Genomic DNA, 22743 nt, shown 5'->3' on the forward strand with positions numbered 1-22743 from the left:
TTCATCGAACGAGGTGCCCATGTCTGAAGCATTGCACACGCGAAGCCGGCAGGAACGGGAGGCAGATGCCTACGTGATTGCTTTCGAGAATTTACGCATGACCGATGTGGATGCGGTCGGCGGCAAGAATGCCTCGCTGGGAGAAATGATCAGCCAGCTGGCGGCAGCCGGTGTACGGGTGCCGGGCGGTTTTGCGACGACGGCACAGGCATATCGCGATTTTCTGGCGCATGCCGAAGCCGGCGAACGCAGCCTTGCACAACGCATTGCCGATCGACTGGCGGGACTGGATATCGACGACGTGCGCGCACTGGCGCAGGCCGGCGCAGAAATCCGAGGCTGGATCGTGCAGACGCCTTTTCCGCCGCGCTTGCAGCAGGAAATCACGCAAGCCTATACACAACTGACGCAACTGGCCGATAAGTCAGCCGGCGATCCCTCATTCGCCGTTCGCTCCTCCGCCACGGCGGAAGATTTGCCGGATGCCTCGTTCGCCGGACAGCAGGAAACCTTCCTCAACGTGGTCGGCATCGACAACGTGCTCGATGCGATGCGCCAGGTCTATGCGTCGCTGTATAACGACCGTGCCATTTCCTATCGCGTGCACAAGGGGTATCTGCATGCGGACGTCGCGCTGTCGGTCGGCGTGCAGCGCATGGTGCGCTCGGATCTCGGTGCGGCCGGTGTCATGTTCACGCTCGATACCGAATCGGGATTTCGCGATGTCGTCTTCATTACGGCCAGCTATGGGCTGGGCGAAACGGTGGTGCAGGGCGCCGTCAATCCCGACGAATTCTATGTGCATAAACCAATGCTGGCGCAAAACAAGCAGGCGATCATTCGGCGTGCCATTGGTTCCAAACTGATTCGCATGGAATTCACCGATGAAGCGAAGGCAGGGCGATCGGTGCGCACTGTCGATGTGCCGGCGGACTTGCGCAATCGTTTCTCGCTGACCGATGCGGATATCGTCGAACTGGCGCGCTACGCCGTTATCATCGAACAGCATTACGGCCGGCCGATGGATATCGAATGGGGCAAGGATGGCAAGGACGGCAAGCTGTACATCCTGCAGGCGCGTCCGGAAACGGTGAAGTCGCAGCAGACGTCGACCGACGTGCAGCAGCGCTTCCGCATGAAGGCCGATGGCCCGGTGCTGGCAGTTGGTCGTGCGATCGGCCAGAAGATTGGCGCGGGCCCGGTGCGCGTGATTCGCGATCCGTCGGAAATGGAACGCGTGCAGCCGGGCGACGTGCTGGTGGCCGACATGACCGATCCGAACTGGGAACCGGTGATGAAGCGTGCATCGGCCATCGTCACCAATCGCGGCGGGCGTACCTGCCATGCAGCGATCATCGCGCGGGAACTGGGCGTGCCGGCTGTCGTCGGCTGTGGCGATGCGACGGAAAAGCTGCGCGACGGCACGCTCGTCACCGTGTCGTGTGCGGAAGGCGACGAAGGCAAAATCTACGAAGGCAGACTGGAAACCGAAGTGACCGAGATCGCGCGCGGCGAGCTACCCGAATTGCCGCTGAAGATCACGATGAACGTCGGCAATCCGCAGCTGGCGTTCGATTTCCAGTCGATCCCGAATCACGGCGTCGGCCTGGCGCGACTGGAATTCATCATCAACAATAATATCGGCGTGCATCCGAAGGCGGTGCTGGCCTATCCGAATATCGACGCCGATCTGAAAAAGGCGGTCGAATCGGCGATGCGCGGCTATGCGTCGCCGCGCGAATTCTATGTCGGAAAACTGACCGAAGGCATCGCGACCATCGGTGCGGCATTTTGGCCGAAGCCGGTGATCGTGCGGCTGTCGGATTTCAAGTCGAACGAATACAAGAAGCTGATCGGCGGTTCGCGCTACGAACCGGACGAAGAAAATCCGATGCTTGGCTTTCGTGGCGTGGCGCGCTATCTGGCGCCCGATTTCGCTGAAGCCTTCGCGATGGAGTGCATGGCGCTGAAGCGCGTGCGCGAAGAGATGGGGCTGACGAACGTCGAGATCATGGTTCCTTTCGTGCGCACGTTGGGGCAGGCGGAAAAGGTGATCGCGCTGCTGGAGAAGAACGGGCTGAAGCGCGGGGAGAATGGCCTGCGCATCGTGATGATGTGCGAAGTGCCGTCCAACGCGATTCTGGCCGAGGAATTCCTTGCCTACTTCGACGGTTTCTCGATCGGTTCCAACGATCTGACGCAGTTGACGCTGGGGCTGGATCGCGATTCCGGTATGGAAATACTGGCTGCTGATTTCGACGAGCGCGATCCGGCCGTCTCCGCGATGTTTTCGCGCGCAATCGCCGCCTGCCGCAAGCAGGGCAAGTACGTCGGCATTTGCGGACAGGGTCCCTCCGATCATCCGGATTTCGCCGCGTGGCTGATGAAGGAGGGAATCGGCTCGCTGTCGCTGAATCCTGATTCGGTCGTCGAGACGTGGATGAATCTCGCCGGCAAGCGATAGGTCGGCCAAGGCCAAGAAAACGGTTCTTTCCCGAGAGCGTTTGGAATAGACTGTGGCGGGAAACTGCAACAGTCGGTTTCCGGACGTCTCCGTGCGGGGCGAAGATTCACACCTGTAATCGAAAGGAAGCAAACGAATGGCAGACTGGATGATCTGGTTTGCGGCAGCCTGCGTGCTCGTCATCCTGGAAATGGCGACGGGCACCTTCTATCTGCTGATGATTGCCTTCGGCGCGGCAGCCGGCGGTATCGCTGCTTTCGTCGGTTTGCACGGCACCTCGCAGTGCGTGATCGCTGCCGTTGTCGCTGCCGTCGCCACCGCCGCACTGCGTCGCAGCAAGCTCGGCCGCAGCGAGCGTGTCGATGCCGCGCGCGATCCGGCGATCAATCTCGATATCGGCCAGGCGCTGGAAGTCGGAGAATGGCGCATCGCCGAAGGTAGTGAGCAAGCCGTTGCGCGTGTCATGTACCGTGGCGCGCTGTGGGATGCCGAATTGGCACCCGGCGGTACGGCTGTGCCGGGTCTGTTCATGATTCGCGAGGTGCGCGGCAACCGGCTGCTCCTGATCAATACCGACGTCGTCCGGCGCGAGCTGTCCGAAGCATCCGATTCGTCACAGTCACAATAAGGGAGAGTTCATGTTCGATACATCCATCCTGTTTTTCCTGCTGTTCGTCGTCATCGTCTTCGTCGTCAAGACGGTCAACGTGGTGCCGCAGCAGCACGCGTGGGTCCTCGAGCGGCTGGGTAAATATCATGCGACGCTCGGGCCTGGCCTGAAGATCGTGCTGCCGTTCATCGACCGCATCGCCTACAAGCATTCGCTGAAGGAAATCCCGCTCGACGTGCCGATGCAGATCTGCATCACGAAGGACAACACGCAGCTGGAAGTGGACGGCATTCTGTATTTCCAGGTGACCGATCCGATGCGCGCTTCCTACGGTTCGTCCAACTACATCCTGGCGATTTCGCAACTGGCGCAGACGACGCTGCGTTCGGTGATCGGCCGCATGGAGCTCGACAAGACTTTCGAGGAGCGCGAGGCGATCAACCATGCGGTCGTCGGTGCGATCGACGAGTCGGCAACCAACTGGGGCGTCAAGGTACTGCGCTATGAAATCAAGGATCTGACGCCGCCAAAGGAAATCCTGCATGCGATGCAATCGCAGATCACGGCCGAGCGCGAGAAGCGCGCGCTGATTGCCGCGTCGGAAGGCCGCAAGCAGGAGCAGATCAATATCGCTACCGGTGAACGCGAGGCGGCGATTGCCCGCTCGGAAGGTGAGAAACAGGCCGCGATCAACCGTGCGCAGGGCGAGGCTTCGGCCATTCTGTCGATCGCCGAAGCGACAGCCGAAGCAATCCGCAAGACCGGCTCGGCGATCCGCGAACCGGGTGGCGAGGGTGCGGTGAACCTGAAAGTGGCGGAACAATATGTCGAAGCATTCGGCAAGCTGGCGAAGACCAATAATGCGCTGATCGTTCCGGCCAATCTGGGCGACATCAGCGGCCTGATCGCCAGCGCGTTGACGGTAGTGAAGTCGCAGGAAGGACGCGGCAAGGCATGAGACTGTCGCCAGCGGCATGAATGAAAACGGCGCCTCTTCGGGCGCCGTTTCTTCATCTCCGGTTCTGTTTCAGTGCCGACTGGATTTCGCGTTGCGTATCGCGCTTCTTCTCGGTATCGCGTTTGTCGTGCTGCTTCTTGCCTTTCGCCAGGCCGATCTCGCACTTGATGCGGCCGCGCTGGAAATGCAGGTTCAGCGGCACCATCGTGTAGCCGGCGCGCTCGACCTTGGCTTTGAGTTTCTTGATTTCTTCGGCCTTCAGCAACAGCTTGCGTGTGCGTACCGGGTCGGGGGTGATGTGGGTGGAAGCCGTCGCCAATGGACTGATGTGTGCGCCGAACAGGAAGATTTCACCGTTGCGCGCAATGACGTAGGCTTCCTTCAGCTGCACATGGCCGGCTCGTATCGATTTGACTTCCCAGCCCTCCAGAACAATGCCGGCTTCAAAGCGTTCCTCGATGAAGTAGTCATGGAAGGCTTTTCTGTTATCAACAATGCTCATGAGGGTTCTGCAACGGGTCGGTTAAAATGACAACTTCGCGATTCTATCAAACGGACATAATCGGGTCTTAATCAATGGCGGTAGTGCATAAAACAGTCTTGCTGGGATACAGCGCGGAGCAGATGTTCGCGCTGGTCGATCGGGTGGAGGATTATCCACAGTTCCTGCCATGGTGTGGCGGCGTGGATGTCAAGGAGCGCAGCGAGAACAAGCTGATCGCGACGCTGAAGATCAATTTCCACGGCGTGCGCCAGAGCTTTACGACGGAGAACACCAACAACCCGCCGCATGCAATGACGATGCAATTGCTCGAAGGACCGTTCAAGCATTTGCATGGCACATGGAATTTCAAGCCGTTGCGCGAGGATGCGTGCCGCATCGATTTTGACCTGCAATACGAGTTTTCCAACAAGCTGATCGAGGGCGTGATCGGCCCGGTATTCAACATGATCGCGACCAGCTTCGTCGATTCGTTCAGCAAGCGGGCGGAGCAGGTCTATGGCTGATGTGCCGGCAACGATCGCCGTCGAGGTCTGTTACGCAAGAACGGACCGGCAATTCCTGTTGCCGTTGAATGTGGCCACAGGCACGACAATCCAGCAGGCGATCGAGCATAGCGGCATTGTCGGTCTGGCACCGGAAATCGATATCAGCGTCTGGCGCGTCGGTATCTACGGCAAGCTGAAGACGCTGGATACCGTGCTGCGCCAGCATGACCGCGTCGAAATCTATCGGCCGCTGATTGCCGATCCCAAGGATTCGCGCCGGCGCAGGGCGGACAAGAGCGCAAAGGGCGCTTGAATCTGCATTCTGCCTGCCGTAATGGACGGTCCGGGCTGAGTCGTCTGGTTTCCTGTCATTTGCAGTCGGATAGCGTCTGCCGGTTTTCCCGCACGGCGCTTGCGCGCTCCTCGTCGGTCAGATAGATTCGTTCGCCGGTGGGCGACAGCCGGGTGATGCGCTGGCCGGATTGCAATGCGCGCTGGTAGTTGCCGACCTGATCACAACTTTTCTTCTTTGCCGCAGCTTGTTTTGCCTGTTCGGCTGCCTGCTTTTCCTTTTCCGCCTGCTCTGTACGCCGTTTCTGGAAATCGGCATTTTTTTCAGCGAGGGTAGGCGGTCCCTTCGTCGTACTGCCTTCTTCCTTTGCGGTTTCTGCGTCTGTGTCGCTGTCGGCGGCCGGCGGTGCCGCTTGCGGCAATGCGCCCGGCGATTTCAGGATGCGATTGTTCGGCACCGAAGCCGGCGGCGGCACGTCTGAATATTGCTTGACGCCTTTGTTGTCCAGCCAGACATACTGGGCCAGTGCCGCGGTGCAACTGCCCGACAGCAGCAGGGCCAGGGTGAGCCGTTTGAGCGAATTCGGATGCATGGAAATCCTTGAAGAGTCGCGAAGTGATGCGATTTCGCCATGCTTCGGCAGCGATGTCAATGGTGGGCGGAAATTAGGCCGGAGATGTGCCAGGCGGGCATAAACGGCTGCCGAACGGTAGCGAAACGGCGGGACGCGATGGACGGATTTCTGTATAATTCGCTTTTGCGCCAATAGGAAAAACACTATGCGTCTACTACAAAAAGCACTCACGTTCGATGATGTGCTGCTGGTCCCGGCCTACTCCGACATTCTCCCCAAAGACACATCGCTTGCCACGCGCCTGACGCGCAACATCACGTTGAACATTCCATTGCTGTCCGCGGCGATGGATACCGTGACCGAAGCGCGACTGGCAATCACGATGGCGCAAGAGGGCGGCATCGGCATCATCCACAAGAACCTGACGGCCCGTGAGCAGGCGCGTGAAGTGGCGAAAGTCAAACGTTTCGAATCCGGCGTCGTGCGCGATCCGATCACGATTCCGCCGAACACGAAGATCCGCGACGTCATCGCACTGTCGCAGCAGCATGGCATCAGCGGCTTCCCGGTTGTCGAAGGCAAGAAAGTAGTCGGCATCATCACGAACCGCGACTTGCGTTTCGAAGAGGAACTGGATGCGCCGGTCAGCGCCAAGATGACGCCGCGCGACAAGCTGGTTTACGTGCCGGATGGCGCGGAGCTGTCTGAAGCTAAACGTCTAATGAACAAGCATCGCCTGGAGCGCGTGCTGGTCGTTGGCGAGGATTTCGAACTGCGTGGCCTGATTACCGTCAAGGATATTCAGAAATCCACCGAACACCCGATGGCCTGCAAGGACAACCAGGGCAAGCTGCGCGTCGGCGCGGCGGTCGGCGTCGGTCCGGATAACGACGAGCGTGTCGATCTGCTGGTCAAGGCAGGCGTCGATGTGATCGTCGTCGATACCGCGCACGGTCATTCGAAGGGTGTGCTGGATCGCGTGCGCTGGGTCAAACAGAACTATCCGGACGTCGACGTCATCGGCGGCAATATTGCAACTGCAGCGGCAGCCAAGGCACTGGTCGAGCATGGCGCGGACGGCGTCAAGGTCGGCATCGGCCCGGGATCGATCTGCACCACGCGTATCGTCGCCGGTGTCGGCGTGCCGCAAGTGTTTGCGATTTCCAATGTGGCAGAAGGATTGAAGGGCACGGGCGTGCCGTGCATCGCCGATGGCGGCATCCGTTTCTCCGGCGATATCTCCAAGGCGCTGGCGGCAGGCGCTTCCAGCGTGATGATGGGCAGCATGTTCGCCGGCACGGAAGAAGCGCCGGGCGAAGTGATCCTGTTCCAGGGCCGCAGCTACAAATCGTATCGCGGTATGGGTAGTCTGGGCGCGATGGCCGACGGTTCTGCCGACCGCTACTTCCAGGATGCGGCGAACAACGTCGACAAGTTCGTGCCGGAAGGCATCGAAGGCCGTGTGCCGTACAAGGGCAGCGCGATCGCCATCCTGTACCAGTTGGTCGGCGGCGTACGTTCATCGATGGGCTACTGCGGTTGCGCGACGATCGACGAATTCAAGGAAAAGGCGGAATTCGTCGAAATCACGTCGGCCGGCATGCGTGAATCACATGTCCACGACGTGCAGATCACCAAGGAAGCGCCGAACTACCGCGCGGATTGATCGCAGGCGAAACAGGATAGCCTCCGGGATCAGCCATGACTACTACGCCGAAAAGCGTTGCCGTTCCTGTCGCCACGGACGATGCGGATGCGCTGGCGTCGGATGCGCAATTGCTGCGCATCCAGCGTATCGGCGAAAGGCTGTTTAACGTCGCGCATTGCGTCGTGACCTTTGCCGATGCGAGCAGCGGTTTCCACGATGGCAGGCAGGCAGTTGCGCATGAATTCTGCCGCAGCCTGGCAGAAGTCGAGATGCTGACGGTCGTGCAGGATGCGTCCGCCGATCCCTTGCTGGCGACGCATCCAATGGTCAGCGGCGAACCACGCATTCGTTTTCATGCGAGCAGCCCGATCCGCGATGCAGGCAAGGCAATCGTCGGTGCCGTGCATCTGGTCGATTACCGGGCGCGCAGCTTCAGCGAGATCGACCGGCGCGCGATGGCCGATCTGGTCGGTATCGCCGAACGCGAACTGCATGTGCGTTCGCTCAATGCGATCCAGCTCGATCTGGAGAAGAAGAACAAGACCTTGCGCCGCAAATCGCTGATCGATCCGCTGATCGGCACATGGAATCGCGGCGCGATCATGCGCATCCTCGGCATCGAATCGGTGCGTTGCGAAAAGGCGGGGCAGCCGCTGTCGGTCATTGTCGTCGATCTCGATTTCTTCAAGAAGATCAACGATACCTACGGCCATCCCGCCGGCGATGCGGTGCTGGTCAAGGTGACGAGCCGCCTGCGCTCCAGCATTCGCCGTCAGGATTCGGTCGGCCGTTACGGCGGCGAAGAATTTCTGGCGGTGCTTCCCGGCGCATCGCAGCAGGAAGCGCAGGCCATTGCCGAACGCATGCGTGCGGCGGTCGCTTCCGAACCGGAGCTGATCGGCGAGGCATTGGTCAATCTGACGGTCAGTGCGGGTGTCGCATCGTCGGATCTGTTTCCGGCGGCAGGCGCCGACGAATTGATCGGCCATGCCGATCGTGCGTTATACGCTGCCAAGGATGCGGGCCGCAACTGCGTGAAGCAGGCGCGGCCCGATATGCAGTTTTGATTATTCCGAAAACATTCTGTTAATACTGGTTTCCTTCCCATGCATTCCAAGATTCTGATTCTCGATTTCGGCTCGCAAGTCACGCAACTGATCGCGCGCCGTGTGCGCGAAGCCGGCGTTTTTTCCGAAGTCTATCCGTACGATGTCGACGACGATTTCGTTCGCAACTATGGCGCGGCCGGCGTGATTCTTTCCGGCGGGCCGAGTTCGGTGACGGAAGGCGATACGCCGCGCGCGCCGCAGGCCGTGTTCGAACTCGGCGTGCCGGTGCTGGGCATCTGCTACGGCATGCAGACGATGGCCGAGCAGCTGGGCGGCAAGGTGGAGAACGGCAAGGTGCGCGAATTCGGTTATGCGGAAGTGCGTGCGCATGGCCACACCGCGCTGCTGAAGGAAATCAGCGACTTCACGACGCCGGAAGGCTACGGCATGCTGAAGGTGTGGATGAGCCACGGCGACAAGGTCAACGACATGCCGCCGGGATTCAAGCTGATGGCTTCCACGCCGAATTGCCCGGTTGCCGGCATGGCCGATGAAGAGCGGCGTTTCTATGCGTTCCAGTTCCACCCGGAAGTCACGCATACCTTGCAAGGCAAGGCGATTCTCGGCCGTTTTGTGCACGAGATCTGCGGTTGCAAATCCGACTGGAACATGCCGGATTACATCAGCGAAGCAGTAGAGAAAATTCGGGCGCAGGTCGGCAATGAAGAAGTGATTCTCGGTTTGTCCGGCGGTGTCGACAGCAGTGTGGCTGCAGCCTTGATCCATCGCGCGATCGGCGATCAGCTGACCTGTGTGTTCGTCGATCACGGTCTGCTGCGTCTGGACGAAGGCAAGATGGTGATGGACATGTTCGGTAAAAACCTCGGCGTGAAGGTTATTCACGTCGATGCGACCGATCAGTTCATGGGGCATCTGGCCGGCGTGACGGATCCTGAAGAAAAACGCAAGATCATCGGCCGCGAATTCGTCGAAGTGTTTCAGGCCGAATCGGGTAAGCTGAAGAATGCGAAATGGCTGGCGCAGGGCACGATCTACCCGGACGTGATCGAAAGCGCCGGCAAGGGCAAGAAGGGCGCACACACGATCAAGAGCCACCACAACGTCGGTGGCCTGCCGGAAACGCTGAACCTGAAACTGCTGGAGCCGCTGCGTGAACTGTTCAAGGATGAAGTCCGCGAACTCGGCGTTGCGCTTGGTCTGCCGCATGACATGGTGTATCGCCATCCATTCCCCGGCCCGGGCCTGGGCGTGCGCATCCTCGGCGAAGTGAAAAAGGAATACGCGGACCTGCTGCGCCGCGCCGATGCGATCTTCATCGAAGAGCTACGCAATACGCAAATCCCGTTGTCGACCGAACTGGCGGCTGGCGGTGGCGACAGCCATTTCCACAAGAACTGGTACGACGCGACCAGCCAGGCCTTTGCCGTTTTCCTGCCGGTGAAATCGGTCGGCGTGATGGGTGATGGCCGCACCTATGAATATGTGGTGGCGCTACGTGCGGTGCAGACGCAGGATTTCATGACTGCACATTGGGCGCACCTGCCGCACGAACTGCTGGGCAAGGTATCGAACCGCATCATTAACGAAGTGCGCGGCATCAACCGCGTCGTTTATGACATCTCGGGCAAGCCGCCGGCGACGATCGAGTGGGAATAAAAACAGATTCACGGAAACGTAACGGTACAAAACGGGAGGATCGTTATCGATCCTCCCGTTTTTTCAGGGCAACCCGACAGGCGTTTTTTTCCGATAGTTGCGGCTATACGGATATAAGAGGGCTTCTAAGCCGACAAGCAATCAGTAGTCCCAGAAAATCGGTATCCAACGGAATGCATTGTCGTCGAGCGCTACGCGGCCGACCGATGGGAACGGCAGATGAGCCGCCACCAGCAATCCGCCATTCGCGGCCAATTCCTGGAAAAGACGGATTCGCACGCGGGCCGATTCCTCGGGATCGTGTTCGAAACCGTTGTGCCATTCAGGATGATCGAAGGCGACCGGGAACATGGCGTCGCCGGCGAACGTCAAGCGTTCACCGCCAGACGTCAGGTCGACCACGCTGTGTCCCGGAGTGTGACCGCCGGTGAGACGTACGACTACTCCTGGCGCAACCTCGTATTTGTCTTCGAAGATTTGCAGCCGATCGCGATATTCGTTATGGAAGCTCGTGGCGGTCGAACGCAGCACACCTGGTACCGGTTTCGGCATGGTCGTATGGGAAAAGTCGGGGTCTGTCCAGAAGGCGACTTCGGTGGCCGATACGTGAATCCGTACGTCCGGACGCAACCGGTTCTTCACCTCGTCGACGAGCAGGCCGCCGACGTGATCCATGTGCATGTGCGTAATGATCACGTCCGTGACGGATTCAAGTGCGATGCCGGCTGCCTGCAGACGCTGGGGAAACTGTCCGGCGCGCGGGAAGCCCGAGAACTGCGCACCCAGTCCGGCGTCGATGAGGATGGTCTGCTCGCCGCTACGCACCACCATCACGTTCAGCGGCCAGTCGTACGCTTCCTGCGGCAGGAAATTGTCGTCCAGCCAGATTGCCAGATCGGCCGGGGCGACATTGGTAGCCATCGTCGAGGTAGGAAGCGGCAGCACGCCGTCGCTGATCACCAGCACATCCATTTCGCCCAGCTTCAGCGCATAACGCGACGGGACCAGTTCCTGCGGAGGGTTGACCAGTCCCATATCCGTATGCGTATCGCGGCTGATCGGATTTCTCTTCGTTTCCAGGTGAATGTTGCGGATCATCTGATTCATTTTTTATCTCCTGTTGAATGTTTCGGACTATCTGATTTGTCTTTGAAACTCTTGCGCTTGATTTCAAGTGAATTGCTTTCCATAGAGAGCGCATCAGGCGGCTTGCTCACAGATCGGTGACGCGCTCCGGATCGGCCGATGCCAGCGCTGCGGCACGTTCGGCTTTCGGCGGATAGATCCAGATGGTGTTGATTTCCTGTTTCGTTTTCTTGGCAACCTCGCCGACCATCTCTACCGTACGTTCCCAGCCGCGTGTGAACAGTGCGCCGGCTTCACCGAGGTCCAGGCAGGTAACGTAGGCCTTCTGGTGATAGGGCTTGGTCGAAACGCCGAGCAGCTCCGCAGCGGCGTTGTTGCCGGCAAAGGCACCCATGCGCGTGGCGTGCTGGCACGACATCAGTGCGTAATTGCCTTCGTCGTCGCAGGCGGCGCGGGCGGCATCGCCGGTGGCGAAGACGCCGGGTACGCCAGGCACGCGCAGGTCGCGATCGACCAACAGCCGGCCAAAGTTGTCGCGCTCGGCAGGAATCTGCGCGGTCAAAGGCGCAGCACGCATGCCTGCCGCCCAGATCACGGTTGCGGTTTCGATGTGTTCGCCGCTGGACAAGGTGATACCGGATTCGTCCAGCGAGGTAACGCCGACACCGAGACGCGTTTCCACACCGAGCTTGCGCAGCGCTTCGTCGATGACAGGGCGGGCATCGGCCCCCATGTCGGGCGCGATCACGTCGTTGCGATCGACGATGACGATGCGGGTCTTGGCATCTTCGCCGAGAATCTTGCGCAGTCGCCCCGGCATTTCGGTTGCCGCTTCGATGCCGGTGAAACCGCCGCCGACCACGACGATGGTGTTGCGCCCGTTCGTAGCGGGGCGCTTGGCAAGGCCATGCAGGTGCTTGTCGAGTGCAATTGCATCGTCGAGCGAATCGACGCTGAAGCCGTGCTTGGCAAGACCGGGGATGTCGGGGCGGAACAGTCGGCTGCCGGTTGCCATCACCAGCCGGTCGTAGGCGAGCGACTTGTTCGCACCTTTCCCGGTTGCGATCTGCACCATGCGGGATTGGGTGTCGACCGCTTCGACGCTGCCCTGAATATAGGCGACGTCGATGGAATCGAGTACATCCAGCAGCGGTGCGGTGAGCGTTTCGGGATTCGGTTCATAGAGCCGCGGGCGAACCACCAGCGTCGGCTCTGGAGATACCAGCGCGATTTCGAATTCTTCGGGCGAAGCGCCCCGGATATCGCGCAGGCGGGCAGCGGAGAGCGCGGCGTACATGCCTGCAAAGCCGGCTCCTATGATGACGAGTCGCATGTGATTTACTCCTGTAATGAGGTGGAATGAACGGTTCTTGAAATCGTGCACACGATTGCGACAGAGATGACCTTGCTGCTTGATTGGTCAGAGGCTGGCGGATTTCGCTCTGCCAACACACCGTTCGTCTCCGTCAGTTGTCGTCGCGTGCACAGTCGTAATTTAGTGAACTGCACCTGCAACTGCTCCAGAACGATTGCGCCGGCTGTAGAGAGATTGCTGTCAATATGCGTGCGGCCGTCAATTACCCGGTATTTCGTCGGTTACTCGCCTGAGAGCAGTAGCGAAACCTTGTTGGGAGGCAAGGATGGATGCTGTTGTAATCGAAGGAGGCAATATAGAAGCGCTGTGCGGCATCGATGCCGCTTCGAGTTGATACCTTCGATGCAATGAAGGCAAAATCCGGCGCTTATTTCTTTGCAGGAATGCCGGGAAGAAAGTGCAATAGGCGTATTGAAGGCGGCCGGGACAGCGGCGAAGAATTCGTGCGACTCGTGCAGTCAAGAGAGACTGAAAATTTACCCGTTGCAGACGGACAGGGTGTGCTTGAAAGCGCGTTCCGGCTATGCTGGAGCGCGACTGAGTCTAACGCATGCGTTGTCGCCAATCGCTCGGCGTTTCGCCGGTGAGCTTGCGGAATGCAGCCGCGAAGGCAGTCTGGGATGCATAGCCCAGCGTCGTTGCGATCGACATGATCGATGCGTCGGTATTGCGCAGCATATCCGTGGCTTGTTCGAGCCGGTGCTGGCGCAGCCAGGCATGGGGCGAAAGCCCGGTGCTTTCCTTGAAGGCGCGGCAGAAGTGAAACCGTGACAGGCCGGCATCTGAAGCGAGTGCCGTAAGCGAAACATCCACATCGCTGTCCGAACGCAAACGTTCGATCGAACGATGGAGTATTTTCGGAGCCAACCCTCCCTTGACCGGTTGGATGGCTGCCGGTACGCCGGTGTGCGCCGCCAGAAGACGCGTGGACAGAAGGTCTATCAGCTGCTGCCTGAAAAGCGTATCCAAAGCCTCATTGCCCACCAGGCAATCTGCCGCACTCAAGAGCAGGCGGGAGGTAACGGGATCGGGTTGCGCAGTTCGTTCCAGCAGATTGACCTGTGTAGCGATATCGGCTTCATCGGCGACGCGCATGAGCGATGCATGAGGAAGATAGAGCTGAACGACATCCACCGGTTTCGGAATATCCCATCGAGAGCTCGATCCTTCCGGAATGATCGTTACAACGCCCGGGCGAAACGTCCCGGTCACGACAGATTTTCCTGAACGCCGCTCCATGCGTTGCACCGCGCAGTTGTAAGACATGATGACGTGATGCGTCATCGGCTCAACGACACCGTGCAATGGATCATGTTTCCAGTGAGCGATGCCGGCACCGGAGGAGTCCAGCACCATGCGGATCGGCGTGGTTCCGAGCACCCGTGCCATCTCGGCATCGGCAGGGCGTCCATCTTGCATCGACAAGTTGCGTTCGTATGTTTCGGGCGTGGCCGACGCATCTTTCGAGGTGAATAACATCGGTGACGGCACCATACCTCGCTCCTGGACAGATTGCTTTCGACTACGTGTTTTTGGGGGCGGCAAATCGGTTGAGCTTTGCCGAAAACCTGACTGTGCGTCACGCTCGAACATGGCAGACACCAATGGCGGCATCAGTACCCGATTGGAGAGTTGCAGGAGGCCGTGATCGCGATCGGATTTCTCGTTATGGTGCCGATGCCTTCAGGCGTGAAGTTCGTTAGAAATCGCGTTGATTGTGGTGTAAGGCCGTCTCTTCAGTCAATACGTTTGTCAGCCGAAGAATGCCGCCGTCAGGGTTCGGATATCGAGCATTCATCCAGGCAATAACCTGTGGGGCGGTTGCTGCATTGCTCATGAAAAATCAGAGCAAAAAGACAAGAACATGTCATATGGGCAATCGTTGCGTCGCCATTGTGCTCGGCAATATAATGAGAATTATTATCATTCCGTTCTGTGCGGCACTTCCGGCCGCCATATTCTCATGCCAGTGGCCGAATCCGCGACACGCCAGCAAGTGCACGCCCTCTACCATGATCACCATGGCTGGTTGCAAGGCTGGCTGCGCAAGAAACTGGACAATTCCTTCGATGCAGCAGACCTGGCGCATGACACTTTCATGCGCCTGCTGAATCGCGAGGAAATGATTGCGCCGCAGGAGCCGCGCGCCTTCCTGACGACTGTGGCGAAAGGGCTGGTCGCCAATTTCTATCGTCGGCGACATGTCGAGGCAGCATGGCTGGAGGCGTTGGCGGCCTTGCCGGAACCGGAAGTGCCGGATGTCGAAGCCAGAGCGATCCTGCTGGAGACTCTGATCGAGATCGATCGTCGTCTCGATGGCCTGCCAGTGGTGGTGCGGCGTGTCTTCCTGCTGTCGCAACTGGACGGCATGACGCAGCAGCAGATTGCCGCCGAGCTGAACATTTCTCTCGCCACTGTGCAGCGTCATATCGCCAAGGCACTGCATCGCTGCCTGTTTGCCGCCTGATTTCACGAAAATTCATGGATATTCCTGTTGCCATTCTGCCGGATGCGTCCGAATCGCCGTTGCCTGATGCCATTGGCCGCCAAGCTGTGCACTGGCTGGTGCTGCTGCAGGGTGAGCATGTCACGCAGGAAATGCGCGAGGCATGGCAGGCCTGGCGGACGGAAAAGCCGGAACACGAGCGAGCCTGGCAACGTGTGGAAACCTTTCTTGCCGGGTTGCGCACATTGCCGTCATCCGCTGCACATGATGTGCTGGCTGCCGAGCGTGTGCCGGACAAAGGACGTCGTCGCGCAGCAAAACTGATGGCGATCATGGCGGCCGCGGGCGGTGCATGGCTGGCAGTGGAGCGTGTGCCGGCGCGCGAATGGCTGGCTGATTATCGTACCGGTACCGGAGAGCGGCGTACCGTCGTTCTCGACGACGGTACCCGACTGGTGCTCAACGCACGCAGCGCTGTCGACGTGAAGTTTGATGCGGGCCGGCGACTTGTCACGCTGCTGGAAGGCGAGATACTGATCGAGACTGCGCCGGACGCGCAGACTGTCGCCCGGCCATTCTATGTGCAGACTGCGCAAGGTTGCCTGCAGGCGCTGGGCACGCGCTTTACCGTTCGCCAGCGGCAGGCGGATGTCCAGGTCGAGGTATTCGAGGGAGCGGTGCGCGTTCGTCCGGCCAAGGCGCGGGATCAGGACTATGTCGTGCAGGCGGGACAGCAGACCCGTTTTTCGCAAGATGGTGCAGAGATGCCGTTGGCGGATGTCGATGAACAATCGGCCGCCTGGGCAAGCGGCATGCTGGTCGCACGCGAGATGCGGCTGGACGATTTCCTCGATGCATTGGCGCCATACCGCAACGGCAGTCTCGGCTGCGATCCTGCTATTGCCGCATTGCGCGTCTCGGGCATTTATCCGCTGGCCGACACCGACCGTGTACTGGACATGCTGCAGCGCACGTTGCCGGTCGAAATTCATGCGTTGACACGCTACTGGGTGCGATTGAAGCCGCGCGATGCGTTGGAGCAGAAAGGCTGACCGGCAGGTCGCGAAAAATATTTTGAAAAAAGTTGAGGTGTTTTCGATTCTCGCGGGGCAAGGAAGATGAAGACTGCATTTTCACTCTCGGGAAAAGGAATCTCCTCATGTATCGACACTCACCGCGCGCCCATGTGCGCTCCATTGCGGCATCGCCTGCGCGAAACCTGAAGCGCCGTGCGCTTGCATTGGCGGTTGGCCATGCCTTGTTTGCATCGGCAGCCGGCACCGTATTGCTGACCATGCCTGCAGCTGTGCATGCCGAGCAGGCGCAGTCTGCACGCAAGCATTACACGATCCCGGCCGGCTCATTGGAGACGGCATTGATCCGTCTCGGCCAGAGCGCCGGCGTCATGATTTCCTATACGGCAGCCGAGGTGGCCGGCAAGCAGACCGGCGGCATCGACGGCAGTTATACGGTGGGTGAAGCGCTCGTGATGCTGGTGGCTGGTACGGGGTTGCAACCGGTGGCCGAGACGAACGGTGGCTTCTCGTTGCACAAGGCGCCTGAAACGGATGGTGCAACGCCGGTTTCGACGCTGCCCGCTGTCAACGTGGTGACGAATGCGGAAAATGCCTTCGGCCCTGTCGTCGGCTATCGTGCAACGCGCTCGGCGACTGCTACCAAGACCGATACGCCGCTGGCGGAAACACCGCAGGCGGTAACTGTCGTCACCCGCGATCAGATCGTCGATCAGGGTGCGCTGAATCTTCAGGATGCGCTGACCTATGCCGCCGGCGTGCGTTCCGATGCTTATGGTCTGGATTCGCGTACCGATTCGATTCTCGTGCGCAGCGGTACGCCGGATTTGTACATCGACGGATTGCGGCAGGCGAACGATTATTACACCAGCGCGGCGCGTCCCGATCCGTTTACGCTGGAGCGCATCGAAGTGCTGCGCGGACCGGCGGCGATGATGTACGGGCAGGGCAGCACAGGGGGCGTGGTGAATCTGGTTAGCAAACGTCCGCAGGAAACCTTCCAGGGCGAAGTGGGCGTGCTGGTTGGTAACCGTGGATTGCGGCAGTTGCAGGCCGACGTTACCGGGCCGCTGACTGCCGACGGCGAATGGCTGTATCGGCTGGTAGCGGTTGGCCGTGATGCCGATACCCAGGTCAACTATGTGGAAGACGATCGCTCGTTACTGATGCCGTCGCTGACCTGGAAGCCGAATGGTGCCACGACACTGACCCTGCAAGCGTTGATTCAGCGCGATCGCACCGGTTCGACGTCTCAGTTCCTGCCATGGGAGGGCATGGTGCTGCCTAATCCGAACGGTCGTGTTCCGACGGGGCGTTTCATTGGAGAGCCGACCGACCGTTACGATACTGATCGTGAATCACTGGGTTATTTCCTCGAACATAAGTTCAATGATGAATGGACCTTCCGTCAGAATTTCCGCTACGCAGTTAACAAAGTGGATTATTTCACCCACTATGCGCGCGGTTGGTTGCGCACTGGCGGTACCGGCTTCCCGCTGGATCCGGTCAACCAGCGCATCATTGAGCGCGATGCGGATTACAGTGTCACCAAAGTGCATGTCGCGACGCTGGATCAACATCTACAAGGGAAAGTTCAGACAGGAAATGTGCATCACACGTTGCTTGCAGGTCTGGACTACACGCGTTATCGCCGCGATCGCGATTCGCAGTATGTAGCATCCTACGACACGATCGATATCTACGATCCGGTCTATGGCAATCCTGCTCCTGTTTCATTGTCGGAGGAGCCGCGTGCTGTGCAACGGCAAGTCGGTCTCTACTTGCAGGATCAAATGAAGATCGGTAGTAACTGGGTTGTGGTGGCAGGGTTGCGCCATGATCGTGCTAGCAATGAGGTGGAGGGCAGCGGGGATGAAAAGGATCGCGCGACCACGAAGCGTCTCGGTTTGATGTATCTGGCGGAAAACGGCTGGTCGCCGTATGTCAGTTATAGCGAATCTTTCACGCCGATCAGCGGTACCGATTTCTATGGTGAGCGTTATAAGCCAAAGCGAGGCAAGCAGGTCGAGGGTGGTGTCAAATACATGCCAGCGGATGGAGATAGCCAAGTCACTGCTGCGATCTGGAGCATCCGCGAAGAAAACCAGCAGATTCAAGATCCGAATAATGGAAACAACCAGATCCAGGCAGGCCGTACGAAGAGCCGCGGCGTAGAACTGGAATGGCGGGGAGCCATTACGAAGAGCATAGACGTGCTGGCACACTACAACTACACCGATCTGGATGAAGATCTCGACGACGTGCCGCAGCATCAGGCAGCGCTGTGGGGGAAATGGCGTTTCTCGGTGGCAGGCCTGGATGGTTTCTCCGCCGGAGCCGGTGTACGTTACATGAGTTCCTTCCGCGATGGCGATGCACCGACCACGCCGTCCGTCACGCTGTATGACGCGATGCTGGCATGGGAAAACCGTCATTGGCGTTATGCGTTGAACATCAACAACCTGACCGACGAGGTCTACGTGGCAAGCTGCCTTTCGCGCGGCGATTGCTGGTACGGTGCACGCCGCAGCGTAGTTGCTAGTGCAACCTATCGTTTTTAAAGTTTTCAGCGAAGATAAAAACGGGCGCGACGCGAATAGGCGTCGTGCCCGTTTTTTACTCATCAACCACACCACACGATAATTTTGCCGTGTGGCGATTAAGCAATTACAGTCCCAATTCAGACAACCCCGGATGATCATCCGGACGACGGCCCAGCGGCCAGTGGAACTTGCGTTCCGATTCCTTGATCGGCAGATCGTTGATGCAGGCGTGACGCACTTTCATCAAACCATCCTCACCGAATTCCCAGTTTTCGTTGCCGTAGGAGCGGAACCAGTTGCCGGCGTCGTCGTGCCATTCGTAGGCATAGCGCACGGCGATGCGGTTGTCGGTGAAGGCCCACAGTTCCTTGATCAGGCGATAGTCGAGTTCCTTCGCCCATTTGCGCGCGAGGAAGGCTTGCGCTTCGTCGCGGTTCTTGATGAATTCGGCGCGGTTGCGCCATTTGGTATCGACGCTGTAGGCGAGGGCGACCTTGGCCGGATCGCGGCCGTTCCAGCCGTCTTCTGCGAGGCGGATTTTCTGGATGGCGGTTTCACGAGTGAAGGGTGGCAGCGGCGGGCGAACGTTCGGATTGGCGGACATGCGGTTCTCCTTGAAATAAGTGGGCGGAAAAAGCGACTACAAAACGACAGACGACTGCAAATGAAAACGGAGAAGACACATCGATCCATCTCCGTGAAAACTATTCGGCTCGATTGCCAAGCAGCTTGCGCGCAAGCTGCTTTCCCTTGCGGGCGGCATTCCGGTCGTTCATGACCAGCGCCACCGTGATGGCGCCGTCGATCAGCATCAGGAATTCATAGGCCAGTTCTTCCGGATCGGCTGCGCCGTATTCCTTCGTCAGCTGTAGCAGGTAATCGTGCAGCTTGACCTTGTGCAGCTTCGAGACGGCACGGATCGGATCGGTTGGATCGCCGATCTCGCCGGCGGCGTTGATGAATGCACAGCCGCGGAAATCCGGCGTGAAAAACCATTGTTCCAGCGCATCGAAAGTTGCCAGCAGCTTGCCGGCCGGCGTGCCGCCTTTCTCGCTTTCGGTGATGAACCAGTTCATCCAGCGTTCGTCGCGTTTGCGTAGCGCTTCGGCAACCAGTTCGTCCTTGGTCTTGAAATGACGATAGATCGTCTTGCGGGCAACGCCGGATACCTTGACGATCTGGTCCATGCCGGTGGCGCCGATGCCACCGGCGTAGATCAGCCGCTCGGTGGTGTCGAGCAGTTTTTTCAGCGTGTCGTTGGGTGTGTCGATGTCGGTTTGCATGATGGTAGAACGGTCGTTCTCTTTTGTTGAATGAATGGTAGAACGATCGTTCTCTATGCGTCAAGCGCTTTTGTGAAAAAAATGCGACGCGGCGAAAAATTCTGGATGCGGCCATACGCTGGCATGGAAATGGCATGGCTGCGTCGGGGCCTTTATCGGTGCCTGCATCGACGCTTTGCACTGTGGAGCATTGCCGTCTTGCATATAGAATTGCCGCTTCGGATCGAATGGATAAAAAGACAGGGAAAGAACGCATGGCACTGAAACCGAACGTCCCCAAGCTGCTGAGCCTGAATGCCGGGTTTGTCGACACGATGGGTTTCCTGATGCTGCACGGCCTATTCACCGCACATGTGACGGGCAACTTCGTCACGTTGGGCGCGTCGATGGCGCAGGGAGCTTCGGGTGCGGTCGCCAAGCTGCTGGCCTTGCCGGTGTTTTGCGTCGTGGTAGTAGCGATGCGTTTGCTGCGCTACTGGCTGCTCGCATGGGGTTTGCCGGTGTTGCGCACCTTTCTGGGGCTGATGCTGATTCTGCTGATCGTCAGTGCGGCGCTGGCAATCTACTGGGGGCCATTCCACGACGGCGACACCTGGCAGGCGATCGCGACCGGCATGATGCTGGTGACGGCAATGTCGATCCAGAACGCGGTGCAGAAAGTGCATCTTTCCAATGCGCCACCGACCACGCTGATGACGGGGACGACCACGCAGATCATGCTGGACGTGGCCGATCTGCTGCACGGCGCTTCGGGACAGCAACTGGCGGATATCAAGGCACGCCTGTCGGTGATGGCGAGCAGCCTGGCGGCATTCGCCATCGGCTGCATGATCGGCGCGCTGGCCTATTTGTGGGTGGGCGTCTGGTGCGCCGTCATTCCGCCGTTGCTGGTGCTGTGGACCAGCCTGCTGCGCGATGCGGTGCCGGCTGCAATACCGCAATGACATGCTGCGTGAAAAAACGTAACTGTCTGCCGGGAATAGCAATCTCTGCTTCATAATCGAAGGCCGATCATCCTTACGCGCCGCCGATGCATTCCGTCACCATTTCGCTTGTTCTGCTGCTGGCTGTCGTGGCTGCCGGTTTCATCGCCCGCATGCTGCCGCTCAAGATGCCGCTGCCGCTGGTGCAGATTGCCGTCGGTGCCGGCCTTTCATACGGATTCGGCCTGCGCGTGCCGCTCGATCCGGAATTCTTCTTCCTGTTCTTCATTCCGCCGCTGCTGTTCCTCGACGGCTGGCGCATCCCGAAAAGCGCCTTCTTCCGCGACGTGCGGCCCATCATGACGCTGGCGATCGGACTGGTGCTGTTCACGGTTCTGGGTGTCGGCTATTTCATCCACTGGATGATTCCGTCGGTGCCGCTGGCGGCGGCGCTGGCGCTGGCCGCGATCCTGTCGCCGACCGATCCGGTGGCGGTGTCGGCAATCGCGTCGCAAAGCCCGATTCCGTCGCGGCTGATGCACATCCTCGAAGGTGAATCGCTGCTCAACGATGCGTCGGGGCTGGTCTGTTTCCGTTTTGCCGTCGCAGCTGTGATTACGGGGACTTTTTCTCTGGTGGATGCGTCGCTGAATTTCCTGATGGCGGCCGGCGGCGGCCTGCTGGTTGGGATTGCGGTGGCGTGGCTGGTCGGCATACTGAATCGCTGGCTGGTCACAGTGGCAGGCGAGGATCCGGGCGGACAGATCCTGATCAGCCTGCTAGTGCCGTTTGCCGCCTATCTGGCTGCGGATCACATGAGCGTGTCCGGCATTCTGGCAGCAGCTGCGGCCGGCATCACCACGCATTACGCCGACATGTTCGGCCGCCGCCTCGCTTCGACGCGCATGCAGCGCATTGCGGTCTGGGACACGATCCAGATGGCGCTCAACGGCGTGATCTTCGTGATCCTCGGCGCGCAATTGCGTACCACCATCGAGGGATTGCCTGCGGTGGCAGCCGAATTGGGAATGAGTCATCCGGCGTGGCTGTTGCTGTACGTGGTGGCCATCACAGCGGTGCTGGCCGTGCTGCGTTTCCTGTGGGTCTGGAGTTCGCTGAAGTTCACGCTGTTCCGCAAGCGTCGCGATCAGGAGGAAGCGACCAAGCCATCGCTGCGTTTGCTGCTGATGACGGCATTCGCCGGCGTGCGCGGCGCGGTGACGCTGGCCGGCATACTGACCTTGCCATTGCTGATGCCTGATGGCAGCCTGTTTCCGAAGCGCGATCTGCTGATCTTTCTCGCCAAGGGCGTGATCCTGCTGTCGCTGCTGAGTGCGAGCATTGCGCTGCCGCTGCTTACGCGCAACCTGAAATTCGTGCCGCAGCCGATAGTTGGCAAGGAAGAGGGCTGGGCGCGTGCAGCGGCGGCGGAAGCGGCGCTGCGCCATCTCGGCAGAATTGCCCAGCCGGGCGAAAAACGCGGTTACGATGCCAATCCCGAAGCCATCGCACGGGTGACGGAACTGTATCGGCGGCGGCTGGATTACGGCACCAGTGATGGCGACGAAGCGATGCGGGCGCGTACCGTGGCCGAGGCGGAGCGCAATCTGCGGCTGGAGGCGATCCACGCCGAGCGCGAGGAATTGTTCCAGTTGTGGCTGCACAGCAAGCTCGACGACGGATTGCACAGACGCTTGCTGCGGGAACTGGACCTGACCGAAGGCGCGCTATCGCGGGATTCGGAACATTAATGGCAAAGCGCGGTGTACTCTGCCTGCAGAGCGTCGCTGA

Annotated in this window: 20 protein-coding genes; 13 read left to right on the forward strand and 7 right to left on the reverse strand. The window is 59.4% G+C overall.

Annotation, left to right across the window (positions count from 1 at the left end; all coding sequences use genetic code 11):
• The first annotated feature begins 19 nt into the window (after positions 1 to 19).
• The 3 genes from ppsA to IEV40_RS09055 all read left to right on the forward strand — a co-directional run bounded on the left by ppsA (position 20) and on the right by IEV40_RS09055 (position 4032).
• Positions 20 to 2464, forward strand: coding sequence for a phosphoenolpyruvate synthase (ppsA, locus tag IEV40_RS09045; protein ID WP_188420725.1), 2445 nt, complete (start codon positions 20 to 22; stop codon positions 2462 to 2464).
• A 136-nt stretch (positions 2465 to 2600) separates the two neighbouring features.
• The gene (locus IEV40_RS09050; protein ID WP_188420727.1) at positions 2601 to 3092 is read left to right on the forward strand and encodes an NfeD family protein; all 492 of its coding nucleotides are present in this window, start codon (positions 2601 to 2603) and stop codon (positions 3090 to 3092) included.
• A 10-nt stretch (positions 3093 to 3102) separates the two neighbouring features.
• Positions 3103 to 4032: an SPFH domain-containing protein gene (locus tag IEV40_RS09055; RefSeq protein ID WP_188420729.1), complete on the forward strand. Its 930-nt coding sequence runs from the start codon at positions 3103 to 3105 to the stop codon at positions 4030 to 4032.
• Between the two features lie 52 nt (positions 4033 to 4084).
• Here IEV40_RS09055 and smpB read toward each other — a convergent pair whose 3' ends face one another.
• Entirely contained in the window at positions 4085 to 4534 is a 450-nt protein-coding gene (gene smpB / locus IEV40_RS09060; RefSeq protein ID WP_188420731.1) for an SsrA-binding protein SmpB, read from the reverse strand.
• 74 nt (positions 4535 to 4608) lie between these two features.
• Here smpB and IEV40_RS09065 point away from each other — a divergent pair, with 74 nt between their 5' ends.
• Both IEV40_RS09065 and IEV40_RS09070 read left to right on the forward strand, forming a co-directional pair.
• Complete coding sequence (locus IEV40_RS09065; RefSeq protein ID WP_188420733.1) at positions 4609 to 5040, forward strand: type II toxin-antitoxin system RatA family toxin; 432 nt, start codon at positions 4609 to 4611, stop codon at positions 5038 to 5040.
• Positions 5033 to 5335 (forward strand): RnfH family protein, encoded by a 303-nt coding sequence (locus IEV40_RS09070; protein WP_188420736.1) that lies wholly within the window; start codon positions 5033 to 5035, stop codon positions 5333 to 5335. Before IEV40_RS09065 ends, IEV40_RS09070 begins: the two co-directional genes overlap by 8 nt.
• A 55-nt stretch (positions 5336 to 5390) precedes the next feature.
• On the opposite strand, the gene IEV40_RS09075 is transcribed toward IEV40_RS09070, so the two are convergent.
• Entirely contained in the window at positions 5391 to 5906 is a 516-nt protein-coding gene (locus tag IEV40_RS09075; RefSeq protein WP_188420738.1) for a DUF4124 domain-containing protein, read from the reverse strand.
• Between the two features lie 187 nt (positions 5907 to 6093).
• On the opposite strand from IEV40_RS09075, the gene guaB reads away from it, so the two are divergent.
• Genes guaB through guaA form a run of 3 tightly spaced genes read left to right on the forward strand, consistent with a single transcriptional unit; the run spans position 6094 to position 10262 of the window.
• Positions 6094 to 7554, forward strand: coding sequence for an IMP dehydrogenase (gene guaB / locus IEV40_RS09080; protein ID WP_188420740.1), 1461 nt, complete (start codon positions 6094 to 6096; stop codon positions 7552 to 7554).
• 35 nt (positions 7555 to 7589) lie between these two features.
• Positions 7590 to 8603 (forward strand): GGDEF domain-containing protein, encoded by a 1014-nt coding sequence (locus tag IEV40_RS09085; RefSeq protein WP_188420742.1) that lies wholly within the window; start codon positions 7590 to 7592, stop codon positions 8601 to 8603.
• A gap of 39 nt (positions 8604 to 8642) precedes the next feature.
• Positions 8643 to 10262, forward strand: a complete 1620-nt coding sequence (guaA, locus tag IEV40_RS09090) for a glutamine-hydrolyzing GMP synthase (protein ID WP_188420744.1) — start codon at positions 8643 to 8645, stop codon at positions 10260 to 10262.
• Positions 10263 to 10403: 141 nt separating this feature from the next.
• Here guaA and IEV40_RS09095 read toward each other — a convergent pair whose 3' ends face one another.
• The 3 genes from IEV40_RS09095 to IEV40_RS09105 all read right to left on the reverse strand — a co-directional run bounded on the left by IEV40_RS09095 (position 10404) and on the right by IEV40_RS09105 (position 14217).
• Positions 10404 to 11369, reverse strand: coding sequence for an MBL fold metallo-hydrolase (locus IEV40_RS09095; protein ID WP_371870045.1), 966 nt, complete (start codon positions 11367 to 11369; stop codon positions 10404 to 10406).
• Between the two features lie 106 nt (positions 11370 to 11475).
• Complete coding sequence (locus IEV40_RS09100; protein WP_188420746.1) at positions 11476 to 12681, reverse strand: NAD(P)/FAD-dependent oxidoreductase; 1206 nt, start codon at positions 12679 to 12681, stop codon at positions 11476 to 11478.
• Between the two features lie 585 nt (positions 12682 to 13266).
• Positions 13267 to 14217, reverse strand: coding sequence for a helix-turn-helix transcriptional regulator (locus IEV40_RS09105; RefSeq protein WP_229724032.1), 951 nt, complete (start codon positions 14215 to 14217; stop codon positions 13267 to 13269).
• Between the two features lie 469 nt (positions 14218 to 14686).
• Here IEV40_RS09105 and IEV40_RS09110 point away from each other — a divergent pair, with 469 nt between their 5' ends.
• From IEV40_RS09110 to IEV40_RS09120, 3 genes are all read left to right on the forward strand, one after another.
• Positions 14687 to 15190, forward strand: a complete 504-nt coding sequence (locus IEV40_RS09110; RefSeq protein WP_188420748.1) for a sigma-70 family RNA polymerase sigma factor — start codon at positions 14687 to 14689, stop codon at positions 15188 to 15190.
• A 14-nt stretch (positions 15191 to 15204) separates the two neighbouring features.
• Positions 15205 to 16221 carry a FecR domain-containing protein gene (locus tag IEV40_RS09115; protein ID WP_188420750.1) on the forward strand — a complete coding sequence of 339 codons (1017 nt, stop codon included), beginning with the start codon at positions 15205 to 15207 and terminating at the stop codon, positions 16219 to 16221.
• A 107-nt stretch (positions 16222 to 16328) separates the two neighbouring features.
• Complete coding sequence (locus tag IEV40_RS09120; RefSeq protein WP_229724033.1) at positions 16329 to 18764, forward strand: TonB-dependent siderophore receptor; 2436 nt, start codon at positions 16329 to 16331, stop codon at positions 18762 to 18764.
• Positions 18765 to 18870: 106 nt separating this feature from the next.
• On the opposite strand, the gene IEV40_RS09125 is transcribed toward IEV40_RS09120, so the two are convergent.
• Positions 18871 to 19350, reverse strand: coding sequence for a nuclear transport factor 2 family protein (locus tag IEV40_RS09125; RefSeq protein WP_188420753.1), 480 nt, complete (start codon positions 19348 to 19350; stop codon positions 18871 to 18873).
• A 100-nt stretch (positions 19351 to 19450) separates the two neighbouring features.
• A complete protein-coding gene (locus IEV40_RS09130; protein WP_188420755.1) occupies positions 19451 to 20029 on the reverse strand; it encodes a TetR/AcrR family transcriptional regulator in 579 nt (192 codons plus the stop codon).
• A gap of 260 nt (positions 20030 to 20289) precedes the next feature.
• Here IEV40_RS09130 and IEV40_RS09135 point away from each other — a divergent pair, with 260 nt between their 5' ends.
• Together IEV40_RS09135 and IEV40_RS09140 are read left to right on the forward strand one after the other, a co-directional pair.
• The gene (locus IEV40_RS09135) at positions 20290 to 20973 is read left to right on the forward strand and encodes a YoaK family protein (RefSeq protein WP_188421178.1); all 684 of its coding nucleotides are present in this window, start codon (positions 20290 to 20292) and stop codon (positions 20971 to 20973) included.
• 86 nt (positions 20974 to 21059) lie between these two features.
• Positions 21060 to 22703 carry a Na+/H+ antiporter gene (locus tag IEV40_RS09140; protein WP_188420757.1) on the forward strand — a complete coding sequence of 548 codons (1644 nt, stop codon included), beginning with the start codon at positions 21060 to 21062 and terminating at the stop codon, positions 22701 to 22703.
• Positions 22704 to 22743 lie beyond the last annotated feature (40 nt).

Source organism: Oxalicibacterium solurbis, from assembly GCF_014635845.1.
GTDB classification, from domain to species: domain Bacteria; phylum Pseudomonadota; class Gammaproteobacteria; order Burkholderiales; family Burkholderiaceae_D; genus Oxalicibacterium; species Oxalicibacterium solurbis.